This is a genomic window from Streptomyces sp. NPDC002623 (genome assembly GCF_053592635.1).
This window is the reverse complement of the sequence record NZ_JBSFWB010000002.1, coordinates 409,711-426,210: the sequence shown is the minus strand read 5'-3', so window position 1 is coordinate 426,210 and position 16,500 is coordinate 409,711. Positions and strand designations below refer to the sequence as shown.

Here is a 16,500-nt window from a genome sequence, read left to right as displayed (position 1 = left end):
CCCCGACCCCGACGCTCCGGGCGTCGGTGCCGACGCCGGCTACCCCGTGGGGAGTTCCACGCCCATGATCTCGCGGCCGTGTCGGCTCGGGACCATTCCCAGACGCCAGGCCTGCCAGCCCGACTCCAGACGGATGCCTCGCTCCAGGAGCAGCGCGTAGGCCTCCAGGCATTCGGTGAGGCGGCCGTCGCGCAGCGGGTGGTGGGTCCGGCTCAGCTGCGCCAGTTCCTCCTCGGCCACCGCCGTGCCGACCACGACACCGCCCGGGGCCGCGTACGGCAGCAGGGTGCAGCGCAGGAAGCGCGCCCAGTCCTCGCCGCGCCGGTCGCCGTAGGACGCGAACAGGGCCGTCGCCTCCTCGCACAGCGCCAGGGCGGCCTGGGCACGGGCGTTGCCCGCGTCGACGATCGCCAGCTCCAGGCAGGTCCAGGCCTCGCCGTGGGGGACCCCGATGCGCTGGAAGTCGGCGCGCGCGTCGACCAGCAGCTGCCGGGCGAAGCCGGAGTTGCGCAGGGAGCCGGTCTGCGCGGCACGCTGGTCGCGGGTCACCCGGGCCGAGTGGTGCCGGGCGCAGGCCAGGCCGTAGACGTCCCGCATCCGGGAGAAGAGACTGCGGGAACGTTCCAGCTCGCGGACGGCATGGTCGAGGTCGCCCGTCTCCTCCAGGGCCAGACCCAGGTAGTAGATCGTCCAGGCCTCGCCGCGCGCGTCCTCGTTGTCCCGGTGCCTGGCCGCCGCCCGGCGCAGATCCTCGGCCGCCGGGCCGGGATCGCCGGCGATCATCCGGGCCCGGGCCAGCTGGGTCAGGGCCCAGGCCTCGCCGCGGGCGTCGCGGGTGCGGCCGTACAGATCGAGGGCCTGCCGCAGCTCGGCCTCGGCCTGCGGGACGTCGCCGCGCCGCAGATGCAGCTGGCCCAGCTGGAAGTGCGCCCATGCCTCACCGTGCACGGAGCCGCCCTCGCGGTGCAGGACCAGGGAGCGGGTGAGCAGGTCCAGGGCCTCGGCGAGGTGGGCGCGGTCCCGCTCCACCGCGGCCAGCGCGTGCATCGTCCAGGCGCGGTCCGTGGCCAGCTGGGGTGCGGCCTGCAGATCCATCGCCTCCCGCAGCTTCGCCGACGCCTCGGTGAGCTGGCCCTGGTGGTGCAGGGTGATGCCCAGCGAGCACAGGGCGCGCGCCGCGCCCGCGTCGTGATGTGCCTGGAGATAGAGGTCGACGACCGAGCTGAGCGTGGTGCGGGCCTTGTCGAGCTCGCCCAGCTGACGGGCCGCGATGCCCGTACGCCACTGCACGGACCGGACCAGCAGGTCCTGGCCCACCGACTGGGCCAGCTCGCTGATCTCACCGAGCCGGTAGAGATCGCCGCGCAGCAGGCAGTAGTCGCACAGCGCACCCAGCAGGCTCATGACAGCGTTCTGGTCGACGCCCTCCGCGTGCCGCAGCGTGGCCGTGATGAAGCTGGACTCGTCGTCCAGCCAGCGCAGCGCCTCGTCCAGCGAGGTGAAGCCGTGCGGGGTGAAACGGTCCGAGCGGGTCGACATGTTGCCGTCGACCAGCCGCAGCACGGAGTCGGCGAGCTCGGCGTAGCTGACGATCAGACGCTCCTGGGCGGCCGAGCGGTCGGCCTGTTCCTCCTCGTCCAGCAGCCGGGCCTGCGCGAAGGCGCGGACCAGGTCGTGCAGGCGGTAGCGGTCGCCGCGGACCAGGTCGACCAGACCGGCGTCGGCGAGGGCCGCGAGATGCCGCGCGGCCTCACCGCGGTCCGTGGCGAGCAGCGCCGCCGCCGCGGCCGCCCCGAGCGAGGCCCGCCCGGCCAGCGCCAGCCGGCGCAACAGCCTGCGCGGCACCTCCGGCTGGTCGGTGTAGCGCAGCCACAGCGCGCGCTCCACCGGCTCCACCGGACCGTACGCGCCCAGATCCGCGGCCAGCGCGCGCGGCGAGCGCGGGCCGAGCGAGGAACCCGCCACGCGCAGGGCCAGCGGCAGTCCGCCGCACAACTCGGTGATCAGGTCGGCGGATTCGGCGTCGTACGGACCCGAGGAGTCCTGCGCCGCCGCGCCCAGCAGTTCCTCCGCGCCCGCCGCCTCCAGCGGGCGCACCGCCAGCTCGTGCACCCACGCGGACAGCTCGGCCGGCAGCGCGGGCGGGGTCCACGCGGTGATCAGGACGAGGCTGTCGGAGCGTTCGGGGACGAGCGCGCGGATCTGCTCCGCGTCGGAGGCGTCATCGAGGACGACGATGACCGGCAGGCCCGTCAGATGCTGCTGATACAGCTCGCCCAGCCGTTTGACCTGCTGGTCCGCGGAGGAACGCTCCCGGAAGAGGAGCTGCTCGCGGGGCGCGCCCAGCCGGTTCAGCAGGTGCAGCAGGGCGTCCCTGGTGGGCAGCGGCGTCTCCTGAGCGCTGTCGCCGCGCAGGTCCACCACGCACGCGCCGCGGAACTGGTCCCGCAGATCGTGCGCGGCCCGTACCGCGAGCGTCGTGCGGCCGCTGCCGGGGTCGCCGTGCAGCACGACCACGGTGGGCCGGGTCTCCGTACTGGCCCGCGCCGACTGCACCCACTGCCGGATCTGCGCCAGCTCCGCCCGACGCCCCGCGAACGGACCGGACGGCTCCGGGAGTTGGGTGAAGGACTGCGCCAGCACCGTCCGCCCGCGCGCCGCCGCGCTCTTGTCCGTACCGCGCAGCTGCGGTCCCGGCGTCTTCTTCGCCCCGGTCGTCGCGCTCAGCACCCGCTGCTGGTCCAGGAACGGCCGGATGCCCCGCACCTCCAGCGCCGTGAGCCACTGCAGCCGCAGTTGCTCGGCGCCGCCGGGCTGTCCCGCCTCGCCGGCCCGGTGATGCGCGGCCGGCAGATGCGAGCCCGCCACCTTCACGACGGTCGCGGCGGCCCCGACGACCCCGACGGCCATCCCGGCCCCGATGGCCGTGCCCGGACCCGTGCCCAGCGCGAGGTCGGCGACCGCCGTCGTCACGGCGGCAACACCCGCCACCAGCAACGGAGTCCGTCCGCCTTCGCGCGCGTACCGCTGCCCGAAACTGATCCGCCGGGCCTCCGACTCCTCCAGGGCGCGCGCATACGCCTCGTACTCCTCGGCGGCCGTCTGCGCCATGGCGTCCAACGCGCCACGCGCCCGGGTCAGCAACGCCTGACGATCGGCACGCCCGCCGGACCGCCGCACCTCCTCCTCCACGGCCCGCGCCAACAACCGCTCGGCTTCCGCCCTATGGCCGTCCCGCATGTCCCGTCCCCCTCCGGCGGTCACACATTTCTTGGTCAAGTGTGCTGCGGGCGGCTCTGTGGCGCGAGGGGGCGTGGGGCGCGATCGTCCCGCCCGGACACGGCCTCGGCGCGCGTGGCCGCCGTCCGGCGGACGCCTGACGCATGAGCGGCGGGGTACTGCGGCAGGATGGACCCCATGCCGAACCGACTGGCTCATGAGACATCCCCCTACCTCCTCCAGCACGCCGACAACCCCGTCGACTGGTGGCCCTGGTCGGCCGAGGCCTTCGAGGAGGCGCGCAGGCGGGGGGTGCCGGTGCTGTTGAGCGTGGGATACAGCAGCTGTCACTGGTGCCATGTCATGGCGCACGAATCCTTCGAGGACCAGGAGACCGCCGACCAGCTCAACGCCCACTTCGTCAACGTCAAGGTGGACCGCGAGGAGCGGCCCGATGTCGATGCCGTCTATATGGAGGCCGTTCAGGCGGCCACCGGGCAGGGTGGCTGGCCGATGACCGTGTTTCTCACGGCCGATGCCGAGCCGTTCTACTTCGGGACGTACTTTCCGCCCGTGCCGCGGCACGGCATGCCCTCCTTCCGGCAGGTGCTGGAGGGGGTCCGGCAGGCGTGGACCGAGCGGCGGGACGAGGTGGCCGAGGTCGCCGGGAAGATCGTGCGGGATCTGGCGGGGCGGGAGATCTCCTACGGGGACGGTCGGGCGCCCGGCGAGCAGGAGCTGTCACAGGCGTTGCTCGGGCTGACCCGGGAGTACGACCCGCAGCGGGGCGGGTTCGGCGGGGCGCCGAAGTTTCCGCCGTCGATGGTCGTCGAGTTCCTGCTGCGGCATCACGCGCGGACCGGGGCCGAGGGCGCCCTGCAGATGGCGCAGGACACGTGTGAGCGGATGGCCCGGGGCGGGATCTACGACCAGCTCGGCGGCGGGTTCGCCCGGTACTCCGTCGACCGTGACTGGGTCGTGCCCCATTTCGAGAAGATGCTGTACGACAATGCGCTGCTGTGTCGTGTGTATGCCCATCTGTGGCGGGCCACCGGCAGCGAGCTTGCCCGGCGGGTCGCGTTGGAGACCGCCGACTTCATGGTGCGGGAGCTGCGGACCGACCAGGGCGGCTTCGCCTCGGCGCTCGACGCCGACAGCGACGACGGGACCGGGAAGCACGTCGAGGGCGCCTATTACGCGTGGACGCCCGCGCAGCTCGGCGAGGCGCTCGGGCCGGACGACGCCGAGCTCGCCGCCCGCTACTTCGGCGTCACCGAGGACGGCAACTTCGAGCATGGCTCCTCCGTGCTCCAACTCCCGCAGCAGGACGGGGTCTTCGACGCCGAGAAGATCGCCGACATCAAGGAGCGGCTGCTTCGCGAGCGCGCCGAGCGGCCCGCGCCCGGGCGGGACGACAAGGTCGTCGCCGCCTGGAACGGGCTCGCGATCGCCGCGCTCGCCGAGACCGGCGCCTACTTCGACCGCCCCGACCTCGTGGACGCGGCTCTCGCCGCCGCCGACCTTCTCGTCCGGCTGCATCTCGACGATCTGGCCCGCATCGCCCGGACCAGCAAGGACGGGCAGGTCGGGGCCAACGCGGGCGTCCTGGAGGACTACGCCGACGTCGCCGAGGGGTTCCTCGCGCTCGCCTCGGTCACCGGGGAGGGCGTCTGGCTGGAGTTCGCCGGGTTCCTGCTCGACCATGTCCTCGTCCGGTTCGTCGACCCCGAGTCCGGTGCGCTGTTCGACACCGCGGCCGACGCCGAGCAGCTCATCCGGCGTCCGCAGGATCCGACCGACAACGCCGTCCCCTCCGGCTGGACCGCCGCCGCCGGCGCCCTGCTGAGCTATGCGGCCCACACCGGTTCCGAGCCGCACCGCACCGCCGCGGAACGGGCGCTGGGGGTGGTGAAGGCGCTCGGGCCACGGGTGCCCCGGTTCATCGGGTGGGGGCTCGCCGCCGCCGAGGCGCTGCTCGACGGGCCGCGCGAGGTCGCCGTCGTCGGCTCGGACCCGGACGACAAGGCCTCGAAGGCCCTTCTTCGCACGGCACTTCTGGGGACCGCCCCGGGAGCCGTCGTCGCGTTCGGGACCCCGGGGAGCGACGAGTTCCCGTTGCTCGCCGACCGGCCGCTGAGCGGCGGCGAGCCGACCGCGTACGTCTGCCGCAACTTCACGTGCGACGCCCCGACCACCGACCCGGAGCGGCTGCGCACCGCGCTGAACGGCTGAGCGGGACGGATCTCAGGCACCGCTGAGGATCATCGCGCCCAGCGTGAGCTGCGCACCCCACTGCACTCCCACGGCCCCGAGCCTCGCGTACGTCCAGCGGGCCCGGGGCCACACCAGCGCCGCCAGCCCGGCCAGCACGGACAGCCAGAACATGCCGTACAGGGCGCTGCCGGGGACCGTGGAGCACCGCTCGCCGTAGGTCAGACAGCGGCCGCCGCGCTCGGTGGAGAGCACGGCCAGCCAGGCGAGGCCGGCGGTCGGCAAGAGCGACACGAGTCCGGCCACGGCCCAGCCGGCGAGGAGGCGGTCCTTGTGCTGCGGAGTGAGCGTGACCTGCTGCGGGGCGGTGGTGTTCATGGCCCCATCCCACCGCGCGGCAGGGCTGTCCGTGAGGGCCGGCGTACTCAGTTCCCCTGCGCGCGCATGCTCAGGGCGTCCTCGACGATCGCCACCAGCTGTTCGTGGTGGGCGCCCTTCCAGTACGCGCGCCCGCAGGAGCGGCACTGGGCGAAGACGTCGTAGGACTTCTGCGTGCCGTGTCGCAGCTGGTCGGCGACTTCGTCCTTGGTGGCTTCCTTCAGGAGGCCGTTGCAGGCCGTGCACCGGGTCCAGGGGAGGAGTTCGGGTGCGAACCGGTCGAGGACGTCGCGGAGTTGCTGTTCGGGGTCGGTGCTGTAGACGTAGGCGCCCGCCCACAGCTCGCGGCGGCGCAGCAGGCCGCGGTCGCGGCTGAGCATGACGCGCTGCTGCGCCGCCGAGCGGGCGGCGAGCGCCGGGTCGCCGATGTCGGTCGACTCGTATGCCGCGTCCACGCCGAGCAGCCGCAGCCGGCGGGCGAGGGTGCCGAGGTGGACGTCGAGGATGAAGCGCAGGGGGGCGCCCGGGACGAGCTGGGGGCGGGCGACCGGGTGGACGGCGACCGACTCGCCGTCGGCCGGGATGTGCGAGACCCGTACCTCGCGGCCGTCGACGAGGAGGGCGCCGACCTCCGTGAGGGGCACCCCGAGGGACTCGACGACATGGCCGAGGGTCGAGGCGCCGTCGACGGCCAGCGCGGTGGCGCCGGCGCGCCGGGCGTGCGGGACGAACAGGGCGAGCTCGGGGGAGATTTCGACGCGGATCTCGGGTGCGTTCACCTGGTCAGGATGGCATGGCCGGAGGTGGGGGATCAGCGGGTTTCCTTGCCGAGGCCGTGCTCCAGGACGTCCAGCGCGCGGTCGACGAGGCTCGCGAAGTCGTCCTGGTGGCCCTGTTCGGCCCAGTACAGGGACGTCTCCATCAGGCCGCCGATGAGGGACATCGCGTAGACGCGGACCTCCAGGCTGTCGGGGTCGCGGCCGGTGCGCTCGCCGATCGCGGTGCAGATCATGCGGCCGATGACCGACATGCTCTCCATCATCCGTGAGCGCACGGCAGGGATCTGGACCATGAGGTGGGTGCGCAGCCGCGCCACCTCGATGTCCTCCTGGATGCCCTGGCGGACGCCTTCCTGCAGCACGTACCGCATGGTGTCCGGCACCGGCTCGTCCGCCGGGCGGGCCAGCAGCGCCTCCAGGAGGATCGGGTCGTACTCGTCGGTGAGCACGATGTCCTCCTTGGTGGGGAAGTAGCGGAAGACGGTCGAGGGCGACACCTCGGCACGCTCGGCGATCTGGTCGATCGTCGTGGCGTCGTACCCCTGTTCCTTGACCAGCGCATAGGTCGCGGTGCGGATCGCCTCGCGGGTCTTGATCTTTTTGCGCTCACGGAGGCCCAGCTGGGGGCGGTCGGCGGGAGAGCTGAAAGGTGCGGCCGTCATGTCGCTCATTGTCGGGCATCGGCCGTGGGGGCGGCCATGGCGGCGTCGTCGCTCACCTTGCGGGCCGCCCCGGACCCGCCCGGCAGGAACGCCGCCGCGAGCAGTGCGGAGACCAGGGCGGCGATCCCGCACACCAGCATGACCAGGCCCATGCCGTGCACATAGGCGCTGTCCGCGGAGGCGGCGAGATCGGTCAGGTGGGCCTTCTCGGCGATCAGCCGGGCGGCGACCACCGAGTCCCCGGCGGTGTCCGCGGTCCCGGCGGGCAGACCGGTGACGTCGAGGCGGTCGCGGAAGGTGCTCGCGAGCAGGCTGCCGAGCAGGGCGATGCCGATCGCGCCGCCGACCTGGCGGAACGTCATCAGCAGGCCGGAGCCGCTGCCGGCCCGGTCGGAGGGCAGGGCGCCCAGCGCGCCGGACATCGCGGGCACGATCGAGAAGCCGAAGCCGGCCCCGGCGAGCGACAGCCACAGCGCGACGAAGCCGTAGCCGGAGTCCACCGTCGTCCGGCTGCCGAGGAGGGCGGCGAAGGCGAGCACCACCAGGCCCGCGCTCACCACGGCCCGGGCTCCGAACCGGGCGACGACCGGCTGCGCGGTCCGCGCGGCGACGAGCAGGCCGCCCATCAGCGGCAGCAGCCGCACACCGGTGCCGAGGGAGTCGTGGCCGAGGACGGCCTGGAGGTAGGGCGGCAGGACGAACATCAGTCCGGACAGCACGAACATCACGAGGGTCGCGGCGAGCGTGTTGAACAGGAACCCGCGGTGGGCGAGGAGCCCCATGTCGAGCATCGGCCGCACGGCGCGCCGCTCGCGCAGTACGAGTGCGGTGATCAGCGCGACGGACGCGACGAACATCGCCAGGACCAGCGGGTCGGTCCAGCCGCGGGTGGGTGCCTCGATGATCGCGTAGATGAGCGCGGCGAGGCCGGACGCGGTGAGCGCGGTGGAGACGGTGTCGACCTTGGGGGAGGCGGGGTCGCGGGTCTCCGGCAGCAGGAAGACGCAGGCGGCGATGCCGATGGCGGCCATCGGGAGGTTGATCAGGAAGACCGAGCCCCACCAGAAGTGGTTGAGCAGCCAGCCGCCGAGGATCGGCCCGAGCGGCAGACCGAGCGTCGAGCCGGCCGAGACGATGCCGACGGCCTTGGTGCGCTCCTCGGGGGTGAAGAGCGAGGGCAGCACCGACAGTGCGAGCGGGGTGACCAGCGCGGCGCCTACGCCCATGAAGGCGCGGGCGGCGATCACCGCGTCGACGCTCCCGGCGAGGGTGCCGACCAGTGAGCCGACGAGGAAGATGCCGAGCCCGGCGATCAGCATCCGGCGCCGGCCGAACCGGTCGCCGAGGAGTCCGGCCGGGAGCATCAGCGCGGCGAACACGACGATGTACGAGTCCGCCATCCACTGCTGCTGGCCGGTGGTGGCGCCGAGCTGCTCCGCCATCGTCGGGAGGGCCACGTTGAGGATCGTGGTGTCGAAGCCGAGCGTGAGCATGCTCGCGACCAGGGCGCCCAGGGCCCACCAGCGACGGGGGTCGGTGCCCGTCTCATAGTCGTGCGTGACAGTAGCCATGAAATGAGAGTAGCTCTCAAAAGGTGGTTCCTGTCAATCGCGTTCCCGTCCATCGCGATGTGCTCGCACAAACACGATGTGCTCGCACAAAAAGAACCGGCCACGGCGTGGAGCCGTGACCGGGAGAAGGCGGAAAAGCGACGGTTACGCGTGCTGGTAGGCCACCAGGGAGATGCCGACGTAGTGGACGACGAACGCGGCGAGCGTGAAGGAGTGGAAGACCTCGTGGAAGCCGAACCAGCGCGGTGAGGGGTTGGGGCGCTTGATGCCGTAGATGACGCCGCCCGCGCTGTACAGCAGACCGCCGACGATCACCAGGACCAGCACCGCGATGCCGCCCGTGCGCATGAAGTCCGGCAGGAAGAAGACGGCCGCCCAGCCCATCGCGATGTAGCAGGGCGTGTAGAGCCAGCGCGGGGCGCCGACCCAGAAGACCCGGAAGATGATCCCGGCGAGGGCCGCTCCCCAGATGCCCCACAGCAGCCACTGGCCCTTGGCCCCGGGCAGCAACAGCATGGTCAGCGGCGTGTAGGTGCCCGCGATGATCAGGAAGATGTTCGCGTGGTCGAGTCTGCGCAGGATGCCGTCCATGCGCGCGTTCCAGTTGCCCCGGTGGTACAGGGCGCTCACCCCGAACAGCAGGCAGGCGGTGAGGGCGTAGATGCCGCAGGCGATGCGGCCGCGGGAGGAGTCGGCCAGGGCGGTGAGCACGAGGCCGGAGATCAGTACGGCCGGGAACATGCCCAGATGCAGCCAGCCGCGGAGCTTGGGCTTGATTTCTTGCGGCAGGGAGAGCGCGACGGGGCCGCGGCCGGCGGCCGGCGTGTCCGTGGGCGCGTCGGGGACGGGCGCAGTCATACCCCGAATCGTACCTACGGAACCGTAAGTTACGGATCAGTCCGGCGAGATGCGGGGCGAAGAGTGGCCATCGTCTCACGGGAGTTACGTCAAAAGGGTCCCGTCTGAACGTCATGTGGACGCAAAGAGTCGTCCGTACACCTGGCCGGGCACGTGGCCATCCTCACTCCGCTCACCTGTGAGGCCCTATGGACATATGGGCGGAACGGTCGGATGATCAAATGAGTGCGGTCGACACCGGATGAGCGCCAAGGTCACCACCAAGAAGCATCCGGGTCGCAGCCCCCACGGGGCCTCCAACAAAAAACCCCTCTTCTAGGAGCAATCGTGGCGCGCGACATCGCGGCTCCCCCCGTCATCCCCACCGACCACCAGGAACTCGTCTCCTGGGTGAACGAGATCGCCGAACTGACGCAGCCGGACAACGTGGTCTGGTGTGACGGATCAGAGGCCGAGTACGAGCGACTGTGCGAGGAGCTCGTCGGCAAGGGCACCTTCCGGAAACTCGACCCGATCAAGCGCCCGAACTCCTACTACGCGGCATCCGACCCCACCGACGTCGCCCGCGTCGAGGACCGCACCTTCATCTGCTCCGAGCAGGAGGAGGACGCCGGCCCGACCAACCACTGGAAGGCCCCCGCCGAGATGCGGGAGATCTTCTCCGGGGAGAAGGGCCTGTTCCGCGGCTCGATGCGGGGCCGCACCATGTACGTCGTCCCGTTCTGCATGGGCCCGCTGGGCTCGGACCTCTCCGCGATCGGCGTCGAGATCACCGACTCCGCCTACGTCGCCGTGTCCATGCGCACCATGACCCGCATGGGACAGCCGGTGCTGGACGAACTCGGCGCCGACGGGTTCTTCGTGCGTGCTGTGCACACGCTCGGAGCGCCGCTGGCCGAGGGCGAGGCGGACGTCCCGTGGCCCTGCAACTCCACCAAGTACATCTCGCACTTCCCCGAGAGCCGCGAGATCTGGTCCTACGGATCCGGCTACGGCGGCAACGCCCTGCTCGGCAAGAAGTGCTACGCCCTGCGCATCGCCTCCGTCATGGCCCGCGACGAGGGCTGGCTCGCCGAGCACATGCTGATCCTCAAGCTGACCCCGCCGCAGGGCGAGTCGAAGTACGTGGCGGCGGCCTTCCCCTCGGCCTGCGGCAAGACCAACCTCGCCATGCTCGAGCCGACGATCTCCGGCTGGACCGTGGAGACCATCGGCGACGACATAGCCTGGATGCGCTTCGGCGAGGACGGCCGGCTGTACGCCATCAACCCCGAGGCCGGCTTCTTCGGCGTCGCGCCCGGCACCGGTGAGCACACCAACGCCAACGCGATGAAGACCCTGTGGGGCAACTCGGTCTTCACCAACGTGGCGTTGACGGACGACAACGACATCTGGTGGGAGGGCATGACGGAGGAGACTCCCGCCCACCTCACCGACTGGAAGGGCAACGACTGGACGCCGTCCGCGGACGTCCCCGCCGCCCACCCCAACGCCCGCTTCACCGTCCCCGCCGCACAGTGCCCGATCATCGCGCCCGAGTGGGAGGACCCCAAGGGCGTGCCGATCTCGGCGATCCTCTTCGGCGGCCGGCGCGCGAGCGCGGTCCCGCTGGTGACGGAGTCCTTCGACTGGAACCACGGCGTCTTCCTCGGCGCGAACGTGGCGAGCGAGAAGACCGCCGCCGCCGAGGGCAAGGTCGGCGAGCTGCGCCGCGACCCCTTCGCCATGCTGCCGTTCTGCGGCTACAACATGGGCGACTACATGGGCCACTGGGTCGACGTCGCCAAGGGCAAGGACCAGGCGAAGCTCCCGAAGATCTACTACGTCAACTGGTTCCGCAAGAACGACGCGGGCAAGTTCGTCTGGCCCGGCTTCGGCGAGAACAGCCGCGTCCTGAAGTGGATCGTGGAGCGGCTGGACGGCAAGGCCGAGGGCGTCGAGACGGCGATCGGCGTGCTGCCGGCGAAGGGCGCGCTGGACACGGCGGGTCTCGCACTCGCCGAGGAGGACCTCGACTTCCTGCTCACGGTCGACAAGGAGGTCTGGCGCGAGGAGGCCGCGCTGGTCCCCGAGCACCTGAACACCTTCGGCGATCACACGCCGAAGGAGCTGTGGGACGAGTACCGGGCGCTGGTACAGCGCCTGGGCTGACGCCCGCCTTCAAAGAAGACTCCGCGGCCGGTACGGGTGTGCCCTGACCAGCGATCGTCACGGCCGGCCGCGGTGCAGACCGGCGAGGCCGCGTACAACGGCGTATGCGGCCCTGGGTCTGTCGTCTGCTCCCCGTCCGCCCCGACGGTGAGCGGACGACAGACCCTCGCCTATGCGGTTTTTCGGGTGCGGGTCCGCTGTGGCTTGTCGTGCCCACGCGGCGGAGCCGCAGATCGACACAGCCCCGCGCCCCTGGGTTGGCTACTGTGAGCGGTCCTCCAAGTAGCGCGTGTGCGTCTCCTGGCGCCTTGCCTCTATCTCCTGCAGTGCGGTCGCCAATCGCTCCGCCTCCTCCTGCAGCAGTGTCAACTGTCGCTCCAGGTGGCGTTCCGGGGGTTCCTGGCCCGGTGTCATCCTCGTCCACCAGCGTGCCCGTACGAAGCTGTCGACCGCCTCCGGCAGGTCCTGGCGCACGGTCCGCGACAGGACGTGGACGCCCTCCGGGTCCTGGGCGAGGATCTCGGCGACCCAGCCGGGTTCCAGCAGCGCGCTCAGCAGGCCGGTGAGTTCGGCGAGGCGGCCGGCGGCGGCCGGGGGCAGGTCGACCTCCGCGAGGTACTCACCGAGCCGCTCGAAGTCGCCGCGCACCTCGTCGAGCTGGGCGGACGGGTCCGGGAAGTCGGGCAGCGGGGGCCGCTCCGGCGGGGCGATCAGCGCGCCCGCGCCGTAGAGGCCGACGACCACGACCGGCCAGTACGGGCCCGCGACGCCGGTGAAGGTCAGGACCAGGCCGACCAGTCCCGCCGCGCTGCCGGTGATGTTCTTGCGGGACTCCAGGTACCCGACGAACCTACTGGTAGCCACGGATCTCCTCGAAGGCGCCGTCCAGCGAGCCCTTCTGGGCGTCGAAGAGCCGGCCGCCGGTCAGCTCGGCGATGTGCTCCAGCTCCCCCCGGTCGGAGTCGCCGAAGAGGATGGGGAAGACGGGGATGTCCTGCCGTTCGGCGTCGAGGCCCTTGTAGAAGCCGTCGAAGTCGTCGGCCTTCGCGCCCGCCGTGTTCTCCCCGTCGGTCATCAGCACGATCGAGGTGAACGCGTCCCGGTCGGCGCCGAGGTGGTCGTACGCCTTCTCCAGCGAGGTGTAGATGGCCGTGTCCCCGTCGGCCGACAGTTCCTTGGTGTCCTTGCGGATCGCGGCGAGCCCGGTGTCCGGGTCGGTGGGGCTGACGACATGCGTCCGGACGCTCTTCACATCCGAGCCGAACGGCATCAGCGTCACCTCCTCGCGGTCCCGGAAGTCGCCGGTCAGGTCGGTGAGGGCCGCCTTGAGGCGGCGCAGCCGGTCGCCCTCCATCGAGCCGGAGGTGTCGAGGACGTACACCGTCCGCGAGGGGCGGCGCAGTTCGTTCTCGTAGGCGTCGAGCAGTCCGTCGGCGACGGATCGGCTGCCGGGGAAGGGCAGTTCGCGCCGCCGGGTGGTGTCGAGACCGGGCGCGGGCGGCACGGAGGCGACCACCGGGCGGCGGTGCGTCTTGGCGGTGATCAGCCGCTGGACGGCCTCCGTGCGCAGCGCGTCGGTCACCCGCTTGACGTTGTCGCGGGTCGTCGCGTCGGTCGCGGCGAGCGAGGAGAGGGGGTAGTCGGCGGTGATGACGCCGTCGGTGGGGCGGATCACGGTCAGTCCCGGGATGCCCTTCAGCACCGACTCGTAGTTGAGCAGTGCGTCGACGTCGCCGCGCCGGGCGTACGCGTTCGCCAGCCAGCCGGACGAACCCGAGGTCAGCTGCTGCCCCTTGAAGAACTCCTTCAGCCTCGGGGTCGCCTTCGCGACATCCGCGTCGGTGAGCGCGGATTGGGCTCCCGAGAGCGCCGAGGCGACCGAGACGAGAGTGGAGAAACCGGAGTTGGAGCGGGCCGGGTCGGTCATGCCGTAGGTGAGCTTGCCGTCCTGGACCGCCTGCTCGATCTGCGACCAGGTGACCTGGTCGGCCTTCCAGCCGAGTGAGGTGAGCGTCGTGGTCTTCACCCCGAGGGCCACCGGACTCGACATGATCGGCGTCTCCGAGACGATCTTCTTCGCCGCGTCGGGGCGCAGCCGCAGATAGTCGTCGGAGGACAGCCAGACGGCGTCGTACCTGCCGTCCGTGCCGCTCTTCGCCAGCACGTTCACGGCGTCCAGGGTGCCCATGTAGGTGGGCCGGATCGTGACGCCGGTGTCCTTGCGGACCTGCTCCAGGACGGGGGCCATGTCGCTCAGCTCGCTGGAGGCGAGGACACGGAGGGTGCCGGGCCGGGCGGCGTCGGGGTCCTTCTCGTCCCCGTCGGCCGCCGTCGAGCAGGCGGTGAGCAGCAGGGCGAAGGCGGTCAGCGCGAGGAGGGGCCGAAGAGGCCGTCTCATGAGAGGCCGCCTTCCAGTGCGCTCCGCGAGCGGCTGCGGTCCAGGTAGGTGCTCGCCTGCTGGAGTTCGGCCGTGAGGTTCTCCACGGTCACCGCCATCGCCTCGGTCGCCTGCACCTTGTAGGTGTCGATGGCGTCGAGGGTGCGGTAGATCTGCTGGAAGGCGGAGCGCAGGGTCTCCGCGCCGACGGCCGGGTCGGCGGCGATGCGCTGGATCTCCCCGCTCTGCGTCGCCAGCATCTCCGCGTTGCCCCGGATGAGGTCCTCGGTGGTGCCGCGCAGGGCGTTGACCTGCTCGATGACCTTCTTCTGGTTGTCGAGCGCGGAGGCCAGCATGACCGAGATGCGCAGCGCCGAGACCGTGGTCGTGGCGGCCCGGTCGACGCCCTTGATCAGTTCGTCGTTGTTGCGGCGGACGACGTCCATGGCGAGGTAGCCCTGGGCGCACACCGCGAGCTGGGTGAGCAGGTCCTGGTGCTTCTGCCGGACCGGGAAGAGGACGTCGGCGCGCAGGCTGTCGGCCCGCTCGGGGTCGGTGATCTCGGTGCCGGAGATCTGCTGTTCGACGGCCGAGTCCAGGGCGTCGGTCAGGACGATGTACTCCTGGAGCTTGCCCATGGTCTCCCACAGCCGGACCCGCTCGGTCTGCAACGCGGCGTTGTCGCGCCGCAGTTCGTCCTGGCCGCCGCGCAGCGAGCCCACGATCTTGTTGAGCGTCCCTTGCGCGGAGGCGTACTTGGCGACGTGGTCGCGCAGCTTGTTGCCGCCGGGGAGCTTGGAGAGGAACTTGCGGCCCTTGCTCGCCGGCAGGTCCCGCGGGTCCAGGTCCTCGACCACCCGCCGCAGTTCGACGAGCGAGCCGGCCACCTTGGACTGGGCGTCCCCGCCCTGGTCGGGCAGGCTGCGGATGGTCCGCTCCAGCATGCGGTTGGACTGCGCGGCGGCCGTGCGCATCTCACCGGCGCCGAGCGCGGTGATCTCGCCGACCTTGCCGACGAACTCGGGCGAGCGGGCGTCCAGCGCGGCGAGCCCGTCGACATAGGCGGCGGCCTTGGTCGCCATGTCGGTGCGGACGGAGTCGTCGACGGGGACGAGTCCGCCGGCCCGCTCGCGCGGAACGGCGGCGACCGCCTCGGGCGGGGTGAGGGTGAAGTCGCTGTCGGTGGTGTTGCTCATGTGGTGTCGTCCCCCTTATCCGCGCGCCCGTCGCGCCAGCTCGTGCAGCACCGCGGAGGTGGGCACGGGCGCCTGGCGGACGCCGGTCAGTTGCTGCTTGAGATAGGTGCCGGCCGAGGCGAACTCGGCGGCCACGCCCTGCGGACGGAACCCGTGCCGGATCTCCAGCTTGCGCAACCCCGGGTCGGTGGCCAGGAGTTGGGCGAGTCCGGCGCCGTTCTCGGTGAGCGGCACGGCGGTGTGGTCGCTGTTGACGGTGGTGTCCGGGTAGAGGACCACCAGGTCGCCGGGCTGCTGTCCGTCCGCGAGGAGCGAGGCGACCTGCGACTCGTAGACCAGGACGAGCGGGTTGCCGGCGCCGCTGACGAAGTCCCGGAAGGCCGCGTCCGTGCCGGTCTGCTGGGCGCCCTGGACGCTGACCAGCTTGTGCAGCAGCGGCGCGGTCCTGTCGACCTCGGCGTCGCTCGCGACGACCTTGCCGCCGTTGGCGACGTAGGAGGCGGCGGCGAGATAGAGCGCGCCGGAGTTGGAGGTCTCCGGGTCGGTGCTGGAGAGATAGAGGGTGCCGGTCAACTCCCCGTACTTCTCGGCGCCCTTGAGCTGCTGCCAGGTCCGGTCGGCTTGGGCCGCGTCGAGATAGGCGGCCATCTTCAGCGTGCCGCGGTGTGCGGCGTCCAGCGTGGCCAGGCCGTTGCCGGCGAGCACGTCGGCGGCGTTCTTGTGCGCCACGACGACGAGGGGCGAGTAGAAGGGGCGGGGGAGGGTCCCCTGCACCTTGTACTTGGCCGCGAGCTCGACGGCGGGCGCCTGGCTGCTCGGGAACGCGAGGTCGTAGCCCTTGAGGTCCAGTCCTTCCATGGCCCAGGACCCGGAGGTCTCGGCCTTGACGGTGTAGCCCTTGGCGGCGAGGGCCTTCACCACGTCCGGGTCCGCGAAGAACTCCGCCTTCTCCGACCCGATCACCGTCCGCACGGTCTTCGTTGCCGTGCCCTTGTCCTCATCGCTGCGACCTGCGACGACGGCGACCACCACACCCGCCGTCAGCAGTACCGCGAGGACGATTCCCACGATTCGTCTCACAGGTGGAGAGTGCTCCCG

12 protein-coding genes are annotated in these 16,500 nt (G+C 71.4%); 2 read left to right on the top strand and 10 right to left on the bottom strand.

Annotation, left to right across the window (positions count from 1 at the left end; genetic code table 11):
* Nucleotides 1-39: 39 nt before the first annotated feature.
* Nucleotides 40-3,240 (bottom strand): tetratricopeptide repeat protein, encoded by a 3,201-nt coding sequence (locus tag ACWD4O_RS04600; RefSeq protein ID WP_451277355.1) that lies wholly within the window; start codon nucleotides 3,238-3,240, stop codon nucleotides 40-42.
* Between the two features lie 177 nt (nucleotides 3,241-3,417).
* Between ACWD4O_RS04600 and ACWD4O_RS04595 the strand changes: the two genes are divergently transcribed.
* On the top strand, nucleotides 3,418-5,451 hold the full coding sequence (locus tag ACWD4O_RS04595; RefSeq protein WP_451277353.1) for a thioredoxin domain-containing protein: 2,034 nt from the start codon (nucleotides 3,418-3,420) through the stop codon (nucleotides 5,449-5,451).
* 12 nt (nucleotides 5,452-5,463) lie between these two features.
* On the opposite strand, the gene ACWD4O_RS04590 is transcribed toward ACWD4O_RS04595, so the two are convergent.
* From ACWD4O_RS04590 to trhA, 5 genes are all read right to left on the bottom strand, one after another.
* Nucleotides 5,464-5,808, bottom strand: a complete 345-nt coding sequence (locus ACWD4O_RS04590; RefSeq protein ID WP_451277351.1) for a hypothetical protein — start codon at nucleotides 5,806-5,808, stop codon at nucleotides 5,464-5,466.
* Nucleotides 5,809-5,855: 47 nt separating this feature from the next.
* Nucleotides 5,856-6,587, bottom strand: coding sequence for a Mut7-C RNAse domain-containing protein (locus ACWD4O_RS04585; protein WP_351910099.1), 732 nt, complete (start codon nucleotides 6,585-6,587; stop codon nucleotides 5,856-5,858).
* 32 nt (nucleotides 6,588-6,619) lie between these two features.
* Entirely contained in the window at nucleotides 6,620-7,258 is a 639-nt protein-coding gene (locus ACWD4O_RS04580; protein WP_451277349.1) for a TetR/AcrR family transcriptional regulator, read from the bottom strand.
* The gene (locus ACWD4O_RS04575) at nucleotides 7,255-8,820 is read right to left on the bottom strand and encodes a DHA2 family efflux MFS transporter permease subunit (RefSeq protein WP_451277347.1); all 1,566 of its coding nucleotides are present in this window, start codon (nucleotides 8,818-8,820) and stop codon (nucleotides 7,255-7,257) included. The genes ACWD4O_RS04580 and ACWD4O_RS04575 overlap by 4 nt, the downstream gene beginning before the upstream one ends.
* A 144-nt stretch (nucleotides 8,821-8,964) precedes the next feature.
* Complete coding sequence (gene trhA / locus ACWD4O_RS04570; RefSeq protein ID WP_451277345.1) at nucleotides 8,965-9,678, bottom strand: PAQR family membrane homeostasis protein TrhA; 714 nt, start codon at nucleotides 9,676-9,678, stop codon at nucleotides 8,965-8,967.
* Nucleotides 9,679-10,005: 327 nt separating this feature from the next.
* Between trhA and ACWD4O_RS04565 the strand changes: the two genes are divergently transcribed.
* On the top strand, nucleotides 10,006-11,829 hold the full coding sequence (locus tag ACWD4O_RS04565; RefSeq protein ID WP_451277343.1) for a phosphoenolpyruvate carboxykinase (GTP): 1,824 nt from the start codon (nucleotides 10,006-10,008) through the stop codon (nucleotides 11,827-11,829).
* A 261-nt stretch (nucleotides 11,830-12,090) separates the two neighbouring features.
* Here ACWD4O_RS04565 and ACWD4O_RS04560 read toward each other — a convergent pair whose 3' ends face one another.
* From ACWD4O_RS04560 to ACWD4O_RS04545, 4 genes are read right to left on the bottom strand one after another with little or no spacing between them, the layout of a single operon-like run.
* Nucleotides 12,091-12,693 carry a hypothetical protein gene (locus ACWD4O_RS04560; RefSeq protein ID WP_451277341.1) on the bottom strand — a complete coding sequence of 201 codons (603 nt, stop codon included), beginning with the start codon at nucleotides 12,691-12,693 and terminating at the stop codon, nucleotides 12,091-12,093.
* Nucleotides 12,680-14,227, bottom strand: coding sequence for a substrate-binding domain-containing protein (locus ACWD4O_RS04555; protein WP_451277339.1), 1,548 nt, complete (start codon nucleotides 14,225-14,227; stop codon nucleotides 12,680-12,682). The genes ACWD4O_RS04560 and ACWD4O_RS04555 overlap by 14 nt, the downstream gene beginning before the upstream one ends.
* Complete coding sequence (locus tag ACWD4O_RS04550) at nucleotides 14,224-15,402, bottom strand: toxic anion resistance protein (RefSeq protein WP_451277337.1); 1,179 nt, start codon at nucleotides 15,400-15,402, stop codon at nucleotides 14,224-14,226. Before ACWD4O_RS04550 ends, ACWD4O_RS04555 begins: the two co-directional genes overlap by 4 nt.
* A gap of 15 nt (nucleotides 15,403-15,417) precedes the next feature.
* Nucleotides 15,418-16,482 carry a hypothetical protein gene (locus ACWD4O_RS04545; protein ID WP_451277335.1) on the bottom strand — a complete coding sequence of 355 codons (1,065 nt, stop codon included), beginning with the start codon at nucleotides 16,480-16,482 and terminating at the stop codon, nucleotides 15,418-15,420.
* Nucleotides 16,483-16,500 lie beyond the last annotated feature (18 nt).

Excerpts from the sequence above, each read along its gene's own strand:
- ACWD4O_RS04600 (WP_451277355.1), bottom strand. The coding sequence starts at position 3,240 with ATGCGGGACGGCCATAGGGCGGAAGCCGAGCGGTTGTTGGCGCGGGCC.
- ACWD4O_RS04555 (WP_451277339.1), bottom strand. The coding sequence starts at position 14,227 with ATGAGACGGCCTCTTCGGCCCCTCCTCGCGCTGACCGCCTTCGCCCTG.
- ACWD4O_RS04550 (WP_451277337.1), bottom strand. The coding sequence starts at position 15,402 with ATGAGCAACACCACCGACAGCGACTTCACCCTCACCCCGCCCGAGGCG.
- trhA (WP_451277345.1), bottom strand. The coding sequence starts at position 9,678 with ATGACTGCGCCCGTCCCCGACGCGCCCACGGACACGCCGGCCGCCGGC.
- ACWD4O_RS04580 (WP_451277349.1), bottom strand. The coding sequence starts at position 7,258 with ATGAGCGACATGACGGCCGCACCTTTCAGCTCTCCCGCCGACCGCCCC.
- ACWD4O_RS04590 (WP_451277351.1), bottom strand. The coding sequence starts at position 5,808 with ATGAACACCACCGCCCCGCAGCAGGTCACGCTCACTCCGCAGCACAAG.
- ACWD4O_RS04575 (WP_451277347.1), bottom strand. The coding sequence starts at position 8,820 with ATGGCTACTGTCACGCACGACTATGAGACGGGCACCGACCCCCGTCGC.
- ACWD4O_RS04595 (WP_451277353.1), top strand. The coding sequence starts at position 3,418 with ATGCCGAACCGACTGGCTCATGAGACATCCCCCTACCTCCTCCAGCAC.